This window comes from Stenotrophomonas sp. 704A1, assembly GCF_030549525.1.
GTDB classification, from domain to species: Bacteria; Pseudomonadota; Gammaproteobacteria; order Xanthomonadales; family Xanthomonadaceae; genus Stenotrophomonas; species Stenotrophomonas tuberculopleuritidis.
The window spans coordinates 1,962,685-1,977,458 of sequence record NZ_CP130831.1; the positions used below are offsets into that span (position 1 = coordinate 1,962,685).

Here is a 14,774-nt window from a genome sequence, read left to right on the forward strand (position 1 = left end):
GCAACCCGCGCCCCGCATCCTACAGCCCGCCATGCGCGGGCTTTTCTATGAGCGAACCATGGAACTGAGCACCCTCCAGGCCATCCAGGCGCATGCCGTGGCCGAGTACCCGCGCGAGTGCTGCGGCCTGATCGTGGCCGCTGCCGAAGGCGAGACCTACCGCCCGTGCCGGAACGTGGCCACCACGCCCAGCGAGCACTTCCGGCTGCCTGCCGAGGACTTTGCCGACGCGGAGGACCAGGGCCAGGTGCTGGCCGTCGTGCACAGCCATCCGAATGCCCCTGCAACCGCGTCGGACGCCGACCGCCTCATGTGTGAGGCCAGCGGCCTGCCGTGGCACATCGTGAGCGTGGGCCAGGTCACCGGTGCCGACCCGGAATGCGGCGACCTGCAGACCATACAGCCGACCGGCTACGTCGCCCCGCTTGTGGGCCGGCAGTTCGCCCACGGCATTCTCGACTGCTACACCCTGGTGCGGGACTTCTACAGCCGCGAGCTGGGAATCGCCCTCAGCCAGTACGAGCGCGAGGACGACTGGTGGGAGAAGGGACAGGATCTCTACAGCCTGGACAGGTTGCGCGCCGAGGGCTTCGAGCCGATCGACGGCGATCCGCAGCGCGGTGACATGGTGCTGATGCAGATCCGTTCGCCGGTGCCGAACCACGCCGGCATCTACCTAGGTGACGGCCAGATGCTGCACCACATGCACGGCCGGCTGTCGGAGGTGATCACCTACGGCGGCATGTGGGCCGAGCGCACCTGCTACATCGTCCGCCATAGGGAGGCTCGCCATGACTGAGCGTCTGCGCACTATCCGCCTGTATGGCCAACTGGGCAGCCGCTTCGGCCGCTCGTTCCGTTTGGCTGTGAACAGCCCTGCCGAAGCCGTCCACGCGCTGTGCGCGATCCTCCCGGGCTTCCAGCAGTACCTCACGCGAGCGAAGGAGAATGGCATGGCCTTCGCGGTCTTCGTGGGCAAGCAGAACCTGACGAAGGATCAGCTGCAGGATCCGCCAGGACAGCAGGACATCCGCATCGCGCCAGTGCTGCTCGGTAGCAAGCGCGGGGGGATATTGAACATCATCCTTGGCGTGGTGCTGATCGTTGTGGGTGTATGGACCCAGAACTACAACCTCGTAATTCAGGGCGCCGTGATGGTTGTCGGGGGCGTTGTTCAGATGCTGGGACCGCAGCCCAAGGGCCTTGGCTCCCAGGACAGTGCCGAGAATCGTCCGAATTACAGCATGAACGGAACCGTCAACACCCAGGCCCAGGGCAACCCTGTGCCCGTGGCGTACGGTGGGCACGACCAGAAGGGCATGCTCATCGGTTCTGCGGTGATCAGCGGCGGCATCATGGCGGAGGACCAGCTTTGAATCAGACCATCGCGACTCCCATCGCGCGCGCCGTGCAACTCGCTGGCGCTGGCGGTAAGAGCGGCAGCAACGGCCGCACGCCGGTGGAGACCCCGGACAGCCTGCACTCGATGGCTGTGGCCAGGATCATCGACCTTGTCAGCGAGGGCGAGATCCGTGGCCTTGTCGCCGGCAACCAGTCGATCTACCTCAACCAGGTTCCCATCCAGAACCCGGACGGCGGCCTGAACTTTGCTGGCGTCACGGTGGACACCCGGTCCGGCACCCAGGATCAGGAGTACATCCCGGGCTTCCCATCCGTCGAAAACGAGATCGCGGTCAATGTCGAGCTGCGGAGCGATCAGCCGATCGTTCGCACCGTGAGCGGGTCCGACCTGTCGGCCGTCCGCATCCGGCTGGCGGTGCCGGCGCTGCAGAAGGTCGATGAGGAGAACGGCGACCGCAACGGGTACTCCATCAGCTACGCGGTGGACCTGTCAGTGGACGGTGGCGCCTACACGACGGTGCTGAACGACGCGATCACCGGCAAGACGACCACGCAGTATGAGCGCAGCCGCCGCATTGACCTGCCGACCGGTTCGCAGTGGCAGATCCGCATCCGGCGGCTGACTCCGAACCAGAACAACTCGCTGGTCTCCGATGTGGTGAACGTGCTGTCGATGACCGAGATCATCGACGTGAAGCTGCGCTATCCCAACAGCGCCCTGTGCGCGGTGCAGGTCGACGCGAGCCAGTTCCAGAACATCCCATCGCGATCCTATCGGGTGTGGGGTCGCATCATCCGCGTGCCCAGCAACTACGACCCCATCGCCCGCACCTACAGCGGGGTGTGGGATGGCACGTTCAAGGCCGCATGGACGAACAACCCCGCCTGGGTGTTCTTCGACATCGTCACCAACGACCGGTTCGGCCTGGGCAACCGCATCCCGCTGGACTGGGTCGACAAGTGGAGGCTGTATCAGATTGCGATGTACTGCGATCAGCTGGTGAGCGACGGCATGGGCGGCCAGGAACCGCGGTTCACCTGCAGCCTGTACCTGCAGAGCAGGGCCGATGCCTACAAGGTTCTGCAGGACATGGCGAGCATGTTCCGGGGGATCAGCTTCTATGCCGCTGGCCAGGTCATGGCCTCGGCCGACATGCCGAAGGACCCGGGCCCCACCTACAGCCAGGCCAACGTTATTGAGGGCCGGTTTCGCTACGAAGGCAGCGGCCGGCGAGCGCGCCACACGGTGGCGCTGGTGTCCTGGACCGACCCGGACGACTTCGGCCGGCAGAAGGTCGAGGTCGTCCAGCACCTGGATGCCATTGCTCGGTACGGCGTCAACCAGACCGAGGTCACGGCCATCGGCTGCCATTCGCGCGCGCAGGCGCAGCGAGTGGGCAACCACATCCTGTTCACCGAGAGCCTGGAGACCGAGACCGTCAGCTTCTCGGTCGGCCTGGACGCGCTGAACTGCATGCCGGGAGACGTGATCCAGGTGGCCGACCCGAACCGGGCCGGGCGCCGCAACGCCGGTCGCATCCGTGCTGCAGGGGCCAGCAGCCTTACGCTGGACGTGGTGCCGGAATCGATGGCGGTGGGCGACACACTGCGTGCGACCCTGCCGAGCGGCCAGACGGAAGGCAGGACCATCAACAGCGTGGACGCCGCCACCGGCGTCGTCACCGTTTCGGCGCCTTGGACGGCACTGCCGGTGCCGCAGTCGGTGTGGGCCACCGAATCCAGCGACCTTGTGCTGCAGCTGTTCCGGGTGATCGGTATTGCGGAAGGCGACGGCATGACCTTCAACGTCACCGCGCTGAAGCACGTCCCGGGCAAATATGCCGCGATCGACGATGGCACCCGGCTGGAACTGCCGCCGATCAGCATCATCCCACCGAGCGTGCAGCCGCCGCCGACCAACGTGGCGCTGTCGTCGCACGTGGTGATCGAGCAGGGCATCGCCACGCCGACGCTGACCATCCAGTGGGATGCCGCGGACAAGGCCATCGCCTACGACGTGGAGTGGCGCCGCGACGACCTCAACTGGGTGCGCGCTGGACGGGTGGCCACCACCAGCCTCGAGGTGCCCGGCATCTATGCTGGCCAGTACCTTGCGCGCGTGCGTGCCGTGAACGCCCTCAACGCGGTGTCGCTGCCGGCGATGAGCCCGCTGACGACGATCGCGGGCAAGACCGAGCCGCCGCCGGCGGTGACCTCGCTGACTGCTACGTCCATCGTGTTCGGGATCCGACTGGCTTGGGCATTCCCGCCCGGGGCAACGGACACGCAGCGCACGGAGATCTGGCGCAGCCCCAGCCCGAACCGGGAGACGGCGACGAAGCTCGGCGACTATGCCTACCCGCAGAACCGCCTTGAACTGGATGGCCTGGCCGCCGGTGCGCGCTTCTTCTTCTGGGCGCGGCTGGTGGACCGCAGCGGCAACATCGGTCCCTGGTATCCGGAAGGCACTGGTGTGATGGGTGAGGCCAGCAGCAACCAGTCCGACTACGACGCCTACTTCGCCGGCAAGATCAGCGAGAGTGCCTTGGGCCAGGCGCTGCGCGACAAGATCGAGAGCATTGATCAGATCGTGCCGTTGATCTGGGATGCCGAGGCCACCTACGAACCGGGTCAGACCGTGGTGCACAACGGGAAGATCTGGAGCTGGCAGGGCACCGAGCCGGGCAACGAGGAACCGCCTGGCACGAACTGGCAGGACGTGGGTGATGCCATTGCGCAGGCAGGCGCGGTCGTGGGTCGGGTCGACACGCTGGAACTGGAAATCAACGATCCAGAAACTGGCCTGCAGGCGATCGGGCAGAAGACCGAAGGCCTGTTCGTGCAGCTAGACGTGCAAGCTGCCGGTGATCAGGACTGGGGTGCCGGTGACGAGACGGTTTTCGCCGGCACTATGACAATCCAGACCGTGATCGCCGAGGGGGATTACGCCCAGGCGAAGCGGACCGACACTGTGCAGGCGCAGGTTGGCCAGACCCAGGCTGCGGTCGAGCAGACCTCGCTTGCCGTGGTCGATATCAATGGGAAGATCAGTGCGACGTACACCCTGCGCGCACAGGTTACCTCCGACGGCCGCATCTACGGCGCAGGATTCGGCCTGGGTGTCGAGCAGCAGCCTGACGGCAGCTTCCAGAGCCAGGCGCTGTTCCAGGTAGATCGGTTCGCGCTGATCAACATCGCGAACAACGTGACCACCGCGCCGTTCGTGGTGCAGGGCGGCCAGACCTTCATCAGCCAGGCGCTGATCGGCACGGGCTGGATTCAGAACGCGATGATCGGCGACGTGATCCAGTCGACGGCGGTGGGAGCCGGTGGGAACGCGCGTTGGCGTCTCGACAAGAATGGAACTCTCACGATGACAGGCCCGAATGCAGGCGGTGGTTATCTCACCATCAACGACACCACCATACGCGTCTACGATGGAAACGGCACCGAGCGCGTCCGACTGGGGATCTGGTAATGCCTGCCGGACTTATTGCTTGGGATGCGCAAGGGCGGCAGATTCTGAATTTGACGGACCGCTTGAGCCGCATTATCGGTGACGTGAACACGGGTACTAGCAACGGATCGATCAGCGTTCCAGGATTCTCCACTGGTGACCGTTTCGTCATTGTGCTTCCAGTGACCGGGATCACGCTGCCGCCGGCGGTGCTGTCCAGCGGAACAACGCTGGCATGGTCATTCGACAGCATTCCCGCTGAGTACCGACGCGCTTGCACCATCTTCTACGGGGTCTACTAATGCCAGCCGGTCTTATGGTTCGGGGATCGCACGGGATCCTGCAGATTGACGAAAACTACCGCAATTTCTGCCTCACGGACACGATCAGCATGGAATCGTTGCCAGCGGGAACGTACAAGGTTCCCGACTACGATGAAGTCGGCGTCGGCATCCCGTTCTATCGTCACTACCAGCTGCAGTTCGTCGTTCCGGGCGCGTTCCCTGTATTGGCATTCGCGCCCGGGACCGACGTATCCATTGCAATCACTGGTGCCACACGGCAGGGAAACTCAACACTTTTCACAGCGATCATCAACAAGGCACAAGGGCAGCGACCGGGAACGATCTATGTCTATGACGTGCTGCCGCCGGTCGCTGCAGCTCCGCTTCTGGTAAACGACGCACAAGGCAGACCGGTTTTCAGTGCGAACTACCGATATCTGAAGGTTGTACCGTGGAGCGACCAGTCCAACGTGCCCGGAAAGCCATATGCAGTGCTCCAGGCTGCGCTCGGCAAGATGATTTATGAAGGTAATACCGAAACGGCGACGGGGAACAGGTACTTCGTGATGAGTTACGTCGACTACGTGTGGAGAAATCCCTTCAATGGCTTGCTGGAATACGGAAATGGGGTGATCGAGATGGGTTGGGACGTTGGGTTCAACCGCGGGCCAGTCGCATCCTCGGCCAGCAACGGGTTCCTCATCGACCTTTCCGGGATATGACGTAGCGGTCACTGCCGCGGCCCTTCTGGTGCTTCACCATGCGGCCCTGTGCCACGTAGCCCGGCTGGCTGTAGTCCTCGAAGCTGAAGAAGGTTTCGACATCCTTGGGATGTGTGTGGAATGTTTGTCCGGTGCTGGCAGCGCCAGGCTCAAGATCATTCATGTCGATCTCGCACTGGCCAAGGTCACCGTCAGTTCTTAGACGGATGCTGTAGCTTCCATCCTTCTCTCCGATCACGCCACATACCATGGCCTGGCGCGACTTCGTTTCTGCCATGGCAAGCGGCGCAACGCGCAGAACGAAACTGTCCATGGACTCGCCAGCCTGGCCGGCATGGGTGGCTACAGCCATCAGTACAGCGATCAATGCTTGCATCTCGCCCTCCTTGTCGAAGATGCCATCCTACTTCGCCAGCGGAACAGCGCGACATTCGATTCTCGCTGTCCTGAATGCAGATCAGGCAACCTGCTGCAGCAGGTCCTCGCGGTTGTTCCTCGGCGTGTTCACCGCGCGGCTGACGCGGTGGGCCGCCATGGCGGGTGGCTCGCTGGCCAGCAGCATCGCCATCGCGTCATCGGGGCCTGCGGCCATCCACTCATCGATCTGGCCGACCTGGAGCCACACGGGCATGCGGTCATGGATGTCGGCCGAGACGCCGCTGCTGTCGCCGGTGATGATGGTGAAGGTGCCCAGGTTGCCGTCAGGCAGGAGGGGGCTGGTGTCTTCCCACAGGCCGGCGGCCAGCAGCGGCCCGGTGGCGTGGATGAACCACGGGTCTTTCTTCCCGTCCTCCGGGTTGACCGACCACTCGTAGTAGCCGGCCATGGGGATCACGCACCGGCGCTTCTTGAACGCCGTGCGGAATGCGGGCTTGGTGGCCACGGTCTCGATCCGGGCGTTGATGGTTGACCCTTGCAGACCCTTGGCCTTGGCCCAGAAGGGGAGCAGGCCCCACGCCAGCCGGGTGACCTGCCGGCCTTCGCCGCGGTCCAAGATCACCGACGCGCGCTGCGTCGGCGCCAGGTTGTAGCTGGGCTGGATCTCGGCCAGGCCCGGGGCAAGGTCAGCCAGCCCCGGCTGGCCGAAGTCGATCACGGGGAGCTGGACGAATCGGCCGCACATGCAGGGAGCCTATACGGCGTGGGCGTGGCAAAGGCGTGAGCGGGGTGAGGATTGCACCCTGAAACACTCACGGGCCAGGAACATTGGCCCACGGCGCTGGTGGTAGGGTGGGTATGGAAGAACCGGGGGGATCTGTTGCTAAGGAGAAGCGTTAAATGCCCATCAGGGCCGTTGTCTACGTAAGTGAGGCGGGCCCCGCGGTAGCGGGCGACGTTCGGAAACTGGGCAACGAAAAACTGGATTGGGTCGTGGACGATGCGGCCAGATTCAACCTGGACGCCGGCGTGACCGGTGTTCTGCTGTACGACGGCGCCAGATTCCTACAGTACCTTGAAGGCCCGGAGGATGGGCTTACCGTGGCGTATTCCCGGGTCGTTGGCGCAACCAGTCACACAGGGCTGGTGGAACTCCAGCGGGGCAGGGTTGGTCAGCGCCGCCTGCCGTTCTGGCCCATGCGGTGGCTGCCGGTGGAGAGTGACATCCTAAGTAGCGTCGCGCATGCGGACTGGATCGGGTTCCGGCGTCGAGGTGACGCTGATGCGTTTAACGCTACTGCCATGGATCGGCTGACCTCCATCGTAATGCTGCACATCGCTGCGTAGCGCTCGGGCAAAACTGTTCAGAATGGCGGCCGCGCCGTTCGCAGAATCTGCGACGGCCGGCCGTATCCTTTCGGCCATGCTTCCCTCACCCGGCTACCAAGGTTTCAGCGCCGCGCCTTCGCCCTCTGGCTGGGTCCAGCTGGGTGACACCTGGGTGCTGTGGTGGAGCGGCCGGCAAATCGCTCAAGTTTCACCGCGCAAGGACCGTGGGGTGCATGTGCACCTCGATGCCCGGAAGATGTGGCAGACCAAGAACGAATGGGCCGCAAGCATCGCCCAGGGCAAGCGCTACGCCGAGCGCTGGTGCGCGGCCAGGCTGTACCCGGAGACGCGTCTGCGCGAGGCCGTTGCGCGGCTCACCGACAGCACGCCGCGCCCGCCACCGCCGCCGATGCCTGGACTGCCGCCCACCCGCGAGCAGCTGCAGCAGGCCCGGCGCAACGCTGAGGCTGGGGTAGCGGAGCTGGGTCGCATCAAGGAAGCGCTGGCGCCGCGCCAACCGCCGGCAGCGACGAAGCCCCGGCCGCGCGATGCCCGCAAGGCGTGGGTGAGGGCAGGGATGGAGCAGATGCGCCGCGGCGTGTAGGCGTCAGGCAACCCGCAGCTGCACCACGTTGCCGTCGCGCAGCCGGTCAAGGTAGTCCGCCCACTCCTGCATCATCCGGACCCGCTCATCGAGGTGGGTCGTGCGGTTGTAGGCACGGCCGTTCAGATCCTTCACTTCATGGGCCAGCTGGTGCTCGATGATGTCGGGGCGGAACTTCAAGACCTCGTCCAGGATGGTGCGCGCTGTGGCGCGGAAGCCGTGCCCAGTGACCGTGCCCGACTCGAACCCCATTCTCCGCAGAGCCGCAGTCACTGCGTTCTCTGACATCGGCCGTGCTTTGGAACGAGCCGAGGGGAAGACGTACTTTCCCCGTCCGGTGAGCGGCTTGATTTCCTCAAGGATCGCGAGAGCCTGCGCCGACAGCGGGACAATGTGCGGTCGGCGCATCTTCATCCTTTCCTTGGGGATCGTCCACATCCGCTCCTCGAGGTCGAATTCCGACCACTCGGCCTGTCGTAGCTCGCCAGGACGCAGAAACAGCATTGGAGCAAGGCGGAGGGCCGTCCGAACCGTCAGCGTGCCGGAGTAGCCATACATGGCGCGCAGCAGTGGTGCGAGCTCGACGGGCTCGGTGACGGCCGCGTAGTGATTCTCCGGCGATGGGGTCAACGCGCCGCGCAGGTCCGCAACCGGGTCGCGCTTGGCCCTGCCGGTGGCGATGGCGTACCGCATCACCTGGCTGCAGTTCTGCATGATTCGGTGCGCCGATTCGATCGCGCCGCGGGCCTCGATACGCCGGGCGACTGACAGAAAGTCAGTTGCCTCCAGTTCGGCCGTCGGTCGGCTCCCGAGCCATGGGAACACATCATTGTTGAACCATGCTTCGACCTTGATGCGGTACTTCGGCACCCAGTCGCGCTTGGCCAACCATTCCCGCGCAATGACCTCGAACGTGTTGGCTCCCAGTTCCGCCCGAGCCACGGCTGCCGCCTTCTTGTGCTCGCCCGGATCCACCCCGCGCGCCAGCAGCTGCCGCGCGTCCTCCCGCCGCTGCCGGGCGAGAGCCAGGGGCACATCTGGGTAGACGCCCAATGCGAGCCGCTTCTCCTTCCCGTCGAAGCGATACTTCAGCCGCCACCAGCGGCTGTCCTTGGGCGAGATCTCCAGGTACAGACCGCCGCCATCGAAGATCTTCTGCGTGCGGTCCGTTGCTTTGGCCTTGCGAATGGCCAGATCGGTCAGTGGGGGCATGTGTCTTTCAGGTCCGGGCGGATGCCCCAAAATATGCCCCCACCGTCTCATGGCCTGCAACGCACTGACGCGAACTAGGCCGGAAAGTAAAAAAGCCCGGAAACCCTTGTGACGCGGGGGTTTCCGGGCTTCTCCGGTTCTTGACGAACCGTTCGTTGGTGGAGGTGGGCGGAATTGAACCGCCGTCCGAAGGCACTCCATCCCCAGCACTACATGCTTAGCTCACCGTTGAATCTCATCCCCGAACAGCACGGTGTGCAAAGCGCATCCGGGAACCAGCCTGTTGTGTTCTAGTGCCGGACTGACAGGCAGCCGCCCAGCGCGATTCCATGATAATGACTCTACGCTGCGAGCATGGACACAAGCAGTTTCGAGGCTCCGCCTAAGTCGGCAGAAGGTCACGCACCGCAGTTTTTAGGCTGCGAGAGCGACCGGAGCGTAGTTGTCGTCGTTGGCAACTAGAGTTTTGCAGCTGGATTTACGAGGAAAGCTACCCCCTCGGCATGCGCCAGGCGACTTCACAACCCCCGTCGAAACCAATGCACCCCCGGCTTCTTCAAGTATTGCAAGGCTTTCAGGTCCCTGGCTGGAAAGAACGCCGACCGGGAACCCGCCTAACGCTGCGAATGGTACGCCAAACAACCTGAACAGTCACGCGGAACCGCCGTAGGATTGCCAGGGTCGCCCCTGTCCCGCAACCGCCCGTGGAAGCCGCCTGATGCACCCTGCAATCACCGTAACCGACGCACCCGCTGACGCCGCCCTGGATCTGATCTCCGATGGCCTGGACCACTTCAACCTGGACGCTGCCGGGTATGCGGATCGCCGCCCGCTGGCGGTGCTGGCTACCGATCCGGCCAGTGGCGAGGTGGTGGGCGGTCTCAGTGGCCGGACCTCGCTGGGCATGGTGTTCGTGGACCTGTTCTATCTGCCGCCGGCGCAGCGGGGCAGCGGCCTGGGCTCACGGATACTGGCCGCTGCCGAAGCAGAAGCGCGGCAGCGTGGCTGCCGGTCCGGCGTGCTGTACACGATCAGCTTCCAAGCGCCGGACTTCTACGTGAAGCACGGCTGGACGGTGTTCGGCCAAGTGCCCTGCGATCCCCCGGGCACGCGCCGGGTATTCCTCAGCAAGGACCTGTCCGCGTCCTGAGCGGTCGTCGCCCGCAGTGCATGGCGGCTGTCATAGCGGATTGCTAACGTGGCCGGCACGGATTTGCGACACACTGGCCCTGACCATTCACGCCAGCAACCCCACGGAGACCGCCGGTGACCCACGCAATGCAACAGCGCAGCCTGCGTCAGCTGGTCGGGCCGGTCGGTGCCGATTACCAGCGGCGCGCGCTGCCGCCCGGCTGGGTATGGGCGGTGCTGGCAGTGCTGCTGGCCGCCACCTGGCCGACCGAACTGCCGGCGACCGCCGCCGCCGCTCTGGTGGCCAGCGCGGTGGTGGTGCATTGGCCTCGGCGTGGCCGCTTCCACTGGCTGGGCTGGCGGCTGCCGGCGCTGGCGGTGCTGGCGGCACTGCTGTGGGGGCCGGATGTGCTGTCGCAGTGGTTTGAACATGGCCTGGCGCTGACCCTGCTGTCGCTGGCCAGCCTCAGCATGGGCGTGCACGTCTGGCAGTCGCGGCAGCTGGCGCGGCAGCTGCAGGCATCGGCCGATGCGCTTGACGATGCGCAGCTGCTGGCGCTGCTGCCCGCGGATGCGGCACGGTTGGCGCAGCAGTGGCGTGCCGGTGACGATCGCCATGCGCCCGAACTGTCGGTGGTGATGCACCTGGCGGTGATGCACGCGGCGCTGTCACCGCGGATGCGCGGGCAGGGCATGCTGGCCGGCTGACCGGCCAGAACCCGCTTACGCGTCGCGGTTGCCGCGACGCATCACCCGCTGCTTCTCGATCGCCCAGTCGCGGTCCTTGGCGGCATCGCGCTTGTCGTGGGTCTGCTTGCCCTTGGCCAGGGCCACTTCGAGCTTGATCTTGTTCTTGCTCCAGTACATCGCGGTGGGCACGATCGTGTAGCCATCGCGCTCGACCTTGCCGACCAGCTTGTCGATCTCGCTCCGGTGCAGCAGCAGCTTGCGCTCGCGCCGGTCGTTGGCCACCACGTGGGTGGAGGCCTGGATCAACGGGGTGATCTGCGCGCCGATCAGGAAGATCTCGCCATCCTTCACGTAGGCGTAGGCGTCGACGATGTTGCCGCGGCCAGCGCGGATCGACTTGACCTCCCAGCCCTGCAGGGCCAGGCCGGCTTCGAAGCGATCCTCGATGTGGTACTCGTGGCGGGCACGCTTGTTCAACGCGATGGTCTTGTTGGCCGTCGCGCTCTTTGCTTTATCCTTGCCGCTGTTCTTGCTCATTTCCGTATTGTCTCCGATTCGGGCCCGCCCGGTCGATTGCCGAAGCGTCCTGTATTCATGCCTACTATCCGCCGCAGTGCCCTGGTCGAACATTCGGCCGCGCGCATGTTCGATCTGGTCAACGATGTCCAGGCCTATCCGCGCCGTTTCCGCTGGTGCTCCGATGCCCGCATCCTCGAGCAGGGCGAAGACCGGCTGGTGGCCCGGCTGGACCTGGGCCTGGGGTCGTTCAGCACCTGGTTCCAGACCGAAAACACCCTGCGCCGCCCGCACAGCATCGACATGCAGCTGCGCGAAGGACCGTTCAAGCAGCTGCACGGCCGCTGGGAATTCCACGCCCTGGCCGAGGATGCCTGCAAGGTCACCCTCACCCTGGAGTTCGAACCCAGCTCACGCCTGCTCGGCCCGGCGCTGGCGATCGGCTTCCAGGGGCTGGCCGATCGCATGGTGAATGACTTCGTGCGCGTCGCCGACGAGGGCTGAGCGATGATCGAGGTCGAGGTCGTACTGGCCTGGCCACAGCGGGTGCTGTCGCGCCGGGTGCTGCTGCAGGAGGAGGCCACGGTGGCCGATGCGGTGGCGGCGGCCGCGCTGGACGGCAGTGCCGACTGCCCGGCGGTCGCCGTGCATGGCGTGCTGGCACGCCCGCAACAGGTCCTGCGGGACGGTGATCGCGTGGAGCTGCTGCGAGGCCTGCAGGCCGATCCGAAGGACAACCGCCGGCGGCGTGCGCGCGGCGGTTGATGCCGGCAACCCGTCCCGGAGGACGGGCAGGGGGACTCAGCGGCCCTTCTTCTTCTTGTCCTTGGGCAGGTTGCGGCCAAACTGGCGCACCGTCTGCTGGGCAAGGGCCTTGTCATTGGACGGGAAGTAATCGCCCTCCCAGCGGGTGACCAGGTCGTTCTCGAAGTACACCGTGAAGTTCTTGACTTCGGCCCGGCCCAAGCGGTTGACGCGCTCGGAGGCGGTGTAGTCCCAGCGCTGGGCGTGGAACGGGTCCGGCACCGACGGGGTGCCCAGCAGGGCGTTGACCTGCTGCTTGCTCTGCCCGACCTGCAACTTGGCCACGGCATCTTCCCGGATCAGGTTGCCCTGATAGATGGGTTGCTTGTAGATGATGCCGCACCCGGTGGTGGACAAGGCGACGGCGGCGACCAACAGGAGATTGCGCATCGGGACTGGCGGTTGGGGAAATCAAACCGATGATACACTCCCGGCGTGCCACCGCGACCCAATCCGAGGCAGCTGGCGCTAAATCGCCAATGAACGGAGACCTATGGAAACCCACGACCTGCGTAAAGTCGGCCTGAAGGTGACCCATCCGCGGATGCGGATCCTGGCGCTGCTCGAGCAGCGCAACGCCCAGCACCACATGACCGCCGAAGACATCTACCGCCAGCTGCTGGAACACGGCGACGAGATCGGCCTGGCCACGGTGTACCGGGTACTGACCCAGTTCGAGGCTGCCGGCCTCGTGCTGAAGCACAATTTCGAGGGCGGCCAGGCCGTCTATGAGCTCGACCGGGGCGGCCATCACGACCACATGGTGGACGTGGACAGTGGCAAGATCATCGAGTTCGAAAGCACCGAGATCGAAGAGCTGCAGCGCAAGATCGCCGCCGATCACGGCTATGAGCTGGAAGAACACTCGCTGGTGCTGTACGTGCGCAAGAAGCGCAAGTAAGCCGGTCCGGCCAGCCGCAGCCGACCAGACCCCGGGCGTGCCCGGGGTTTTTGTTTGCCCCGGCTCAGCGCCGTGGCAGATCTACGCCCTGCGTGGAAGGGCCCATCAGCATCTGCAGATCTACCGCGTCGGCCATGGCCTTGTTGCCGGCGTCGCCGGGGTGCAGGTGGTCGCCGGAGTCATGGGCCGTGGCCAGCCGCGACGGATCCGCCGGGTCGCGCAGTGCCGCGTCGAGGTCGATCACCGCATCGAACGGGCTGTCCTGGCGCAGCCAGGCGTTGAGCTGGCGACGCAGGGCGTCCTTGCCCGGCTGGTGGTAATCGTCCAGCGGGGTACCGGACAGGGCACCGGCGAAAGGCGTCAGGGTGGCGCCGAGGATGCGCAGTCCGCGGCCATGCGCGCGTTCGGCCAGTGCGCGGTAGCCGGCCTGCAGGTCGGCAAGGCGAGGCGGTGCCTGGGTGCGGGCAAAGGCGGTCCCCGGCCAGCTGATGTCGTTGATGCCGATCAGGACGATCACCCGGGTTACGCCCGGTTGATCCAGCACGTCGCGCTGGAAACGGTTCAGCGCGGCGTCGCCCATGCCATCGCGCAGCAGGCGGGCGCCGGAAATGCCTGCATTGACCACGGCCACGCCCTGCGGTGCCAGGCGTGCGGCCAGATGGTCGGTCCAGCGCTGGTCCTGGTCGAGGCTGGCGGTGGCGCCGTCGGTGATCGAGTCGCCCAGCACGACCACGCTGCCTGCTCTGGCCGGCGCTTCCACCTCGATGCCGGACAGCACCAGGCGCGCCGTGGTGGTGCTGGCCCCGTGCAGTGCGACGTCGGCGGTCTGCCTGCCGGGGGCGATCCAACTGGTCTGCCGGCCGTCCCAGTGGAACGTCTGCACTGGTACACGCTCAGGCAGGTGGATGCTGACCTGCACTGCCTGCCGGTGGTGGGTCGGCAGCACCAGCGGATCGCTCACGCGGTCCTGGCCGGGCGCGATCACCACGCCGTCCTGGCCGTCGAAGCGGAGCGGAAGGGGGGCGGCCCCGGCCTGCGCGGCAACGCTGGCCGCGCCGATCCGCAAGGGACCGGTGCCGTAGGCATTGCTCAGCCGCACCCGCAGCCGTGGCCCGCCGAGGCTGAGGCGGGCGGTCTGGCGGACGGTCTGGTCATGCAGTTCCGCCGGCACCAGGGTCGGGAACAGGAAATCGTCGCTCCATACGCGCTGCGGGCTGGCCTGCCAGCTGGCGACCCAGTGCAGGCCAGGCGCGGCGGACGCGCTGGCGGAGACGGCGAGGAGGGCGGCGGCACTGAGCTGCTGCAGGCGGTTCATGAGGGGAGTCCAAGCGGAAGAACGGCCATGGTGCGCGCGGGTCCATCTGTGAACTAGACTGCGCACGGA

Annotated in this window: 18 protein-coding genes and 1 other RNA gene; 12 read left to right on the plus strand and 7 right to left on the minus strand. The window is 65.5% G+C overall.

All coding sequences use genetic code 11. The features are described 5' to 3' along the window. Window positions 1-58: 58 nt before the first annotated feature. From Q5Z10_RS09420 to Q5Z10_RS09440, 5 genes are all read left to right on the plus strand, one after another. Window positions 59-799, plus strand: a complete 741-nt coding sequence (locus tag Q5Z10_RS09420) for a C40 family peptidase (RefSeq protein ID WP_303638824.1) — start codon at window positions 59-61, stop codon at window positions 797-799. After that, window positions 792-1,376 carry a tail assembly protein gene (locus Q5Z10_RS09425; RefSeq protein ID WP_303638825.1) on the plus strand — a complete coding sequence of 195 codons (585 nt, stop codon included), beginning with the start codon at window positions 792-794 and terminating at the stop codon, window positions 1,374-1,376. Before Q5Z10_RS09420 ends, Q5Z10_RS09425 begins: the two co-directional genes overlap by 8 nt. Then, window positions 1,373-4,840, plus strand: coding sequence for a TipJ family phage tail tip protein (locus tag Q5Z10_RS09430; RefSeq protein ID WP_303638826.1), 3,468 nt, complete (start codon window positions 1,373-1,375; stop codon window positions 4,838-4,840). The genes Q5Z10_RS09425 and Q5Z10_RS09430 overlap by 4 nt, the downstream gene beginning before the upstream one ends. Next, the gene (locus Q5Z10_RS09435) at window positions 4,840-5,121 is read left to right on the plus strand and encodes a hypothetical protein (protein WP_303638827.1); all 282 of its coding nucleotides are present in this window, start codon (window positions 4,840-4,842) and stop codon (window positions 5,119-5,121) included. Before Q5Z10_RS09430 ends, Q5Z10_RS09435 begins: the two co-directional genes overlap by 1 nt. 89 nt (window positions 5,122-5,210) lie before the next feature. Then, window positions 5,211-5,825, plus strand: a complete 615-nt coding sequence (locus Q5Z10_RS09440; protein ID WP_303638828.1) for a hypothetical protein — start codon at window positions 5,211-5,213, stop codon at window positions 5,823-5,825. Here the strand turns inward: Q5Z10_RS09440 and Q5Z10_RS09445 are convergent. Together Q5Z10_RS09445 and Q5Z10_RS09450 are read right to left on the minus strand one after the other, a co-directional pair. Next, window positions 5,803-6,201 carry a hypothetical protein gene (locus Q5Z10_RS09445; protein WP_303638829.1) on the minus strand — a complete coding sequence of 133 codons (399 nt, stop codon included), beginning with the start codon at window positions 6,199-6,201 and terminating at the stop codon, window positions 5,803-5,805. The genes Q5Z10_RS09440 and Q5Z10_RS09445 overlap by 23 nt on opposite strands. 81 nt (window positions 6,202-6,282) lie before the next feature. Then, complete coding sequence (locus Q5Z10_RS09450) at window positions 6,283-6,948, minus strand: SOS response-associated peptidase (RefSeq protein WP_303638830.1); 666 nt, start codon at window positions 6,946-6,948, stop codon at window positions 6,283-6,285. Between the two features lie 155 nt (window positions 6,949-7,103). Between Q5Z10_RS09450 and Q5Z10_RS09455 the strand changes: the two genes are divergently transcribed. Both Q5Z10_RS09455 and Q5Z10_RS09460 read left to right on the plus strand, forming a co-directional pair. After that, a complete protein-coding gene (locus Q5Z10_RS09455; protein ID WP_303638831.1) occupies window positions 7,104-7,550 on the plus strand; it encodes a BLUF domain-containing protein in 447 nt (148 codons plus the stop codon). A gap of 76 nt (window positions 7,551-7,626) precedes the next feature. After that, window positions 7,627-8,136, plus strand: coding sequence for a hypothetical protein (locus Q5Z10_RS09460; protein WP_303638832.1), 510 nt, complete (start codon window positions 7,627-7,629; stop codon window positions 8,134-8,136). A 3-nt stretch (window positions 8,137-8,139) separates the two neighbouring features. Here the strand turns inward: Q5Z10_RS09460 and Q5Z10_RS09465 are convergent, their stop codons facing one another. Both Q5Z10_RS09465 and ssrA read right to left on the minus strand, forming a co-directional pair. Beyond that, window positions 8,140-9,348 (minus strand): tyrosine-type recombinase/integrase, encoded by a 1,209-nt coding sequence (locus Q5Z10_RS09465; protein ID WP_503457462.1) that lies wholly within the window; start codon window positions 9,346-9,348, stop codon window positions 8,140-8,142. A 156-nt stretch (window positions 9,349-9,504) separates the two neighbouring features. Next, window positions 9,505-9,897: a transfer-messenger RNA gene (gene ssrA / locus Q5Z10_RS09470) on the minus strand. Window positions 9,898-10,066: 169 nt separating this feature from the next. Here ssrA and Q5Z10_RS09475 point away from each other — a divergent pair. Together Q5Z10_RS09475 and Q5Z10_RS09480 are read left to right on the plus strand one after the other, a co-directional pair. Next, on the plus strand, window positions 10,067-10,498 hold the full coding sequence (locus tag Q5Z10_RS09475) for a GNAT family N-acetyltransferase (RefSeq protein WP_303638834.1): 432 nt from the start codon (window positions 10,067-10,069) through the stop codon (window positions 10,496-10,498). Window positions 10,499-10,614: 116 nt separating this feature from the next. Next, window positions 10,615-11,187, plus strand: coding sequence for a hypothetical protein (locus Q5Z10_RS09480; protein WP_303638835.1), 573 nt, complete (start codon window positions 10,615-10,617; stop codon window positions 11,185-11,187). A 15-nt stretch (window positions 11,188-11,202) separates the two neighbouring features. On the opposite strand, the gene smpB is transcribed toward Q5Z10_RS09480, so the two are convergent. Continuing rightward, window positions 11,203-11,706, minus strand: a complete 504-nt coding sequence (gene smpB, locus Q5Z10_RS09485) for an SsrA-binding protein SmpB (RefSeq protein WP_040007975.1) — start codon at window positions 11,704-11,706, stop codon at window positions 11,203-11,205. A gap of 57 nt (window positions 11,707-11,763) precedes the next feature. On the opposite strand from smpB, the gene Q5Z10_RS09490 reads away from it, so the two are divergent. Both Q5Z10_RS09490 and Q5Z10_RS09495 read left to right on the plus strand, forming a co-directional pair. Next, window positions 11,764-12,189: a type II toxin-antitoxin system RatA family toxin gene (locus Q5Z10_RS09490; RefSeq protein WP_303638836.1), complete on the plus strand. Its 426-nt coding sequence runs from the start codon at window positions 11,764-11,766 to the stop codon at window positions 12,187-12,189. A gap of 3 nt (window positions 12,190-12,192) precedes the next feature. After that, on the plus strand, window positions 12,193-12,450 hold the full coding sequence (locus tag Q5Z10_RS09495) for an RnfH family protein (protein WP_303638837.1): 258 nt from the start codon (window positions 12,193-12,195) through the stop codon (window positions 12,448-12,450). Window positions 12,451-12,486: 36 nt separating this feature from the next. Here the strand turns inward: Q5Z10_RS09495 and Q5Z10_RS09500 are convergent, their stop codons facing one another. Then, window positions 12,487-12,879, minus strand: a complete 393-nt coding sequence (locus Q5Z10_RS09500; RefSeq protein ID WP_303638838.1) for an outer membrane protein assembly factor BamE — start codon at window positions 12,877-12,879, stop codon at window positions 12,487-12,489. A 103-nt stretch (window positions 12,880-12,982) separates the two neighbouring features. Here Q5Z10_RS09500 and fur point away from each other — a divergent pair, with 103 nt between their 5' ends. Next, window positions 12,983-13,390 carry a ferric iron uptake transcriptional regulator gene (gene fur, locus Q5Z10_RS09505; RefSeq protein WP_100552275.1) on the plus strand — a complete coding sequence of 136 codons (408 nt, stop codon included), beginning with the start codon at window positions 12,983-12,985 and terminating at the stop codon, window positions 13,388-13,390. 64 nt (window positions 13,391-13,454) lie between these two features. Here fur and Q5Z10_RS09510 read toward each other — a convergent pair whose 3' ends face one another. Further along, on the minus strand, window positions 13,455-14,705 hold the full coding sequence (locus tag Q5Z10_RS09510) for an SGNH/GDSL hydrolase family protein (protein ID WP_303638839.1): 1,251 nt from the start codon (window positions 14,703-14,705) through the stop codon (window positions 13,455-13,457). Window positions 14,706-14,774 lie beyond the last annotated feature (69 nt).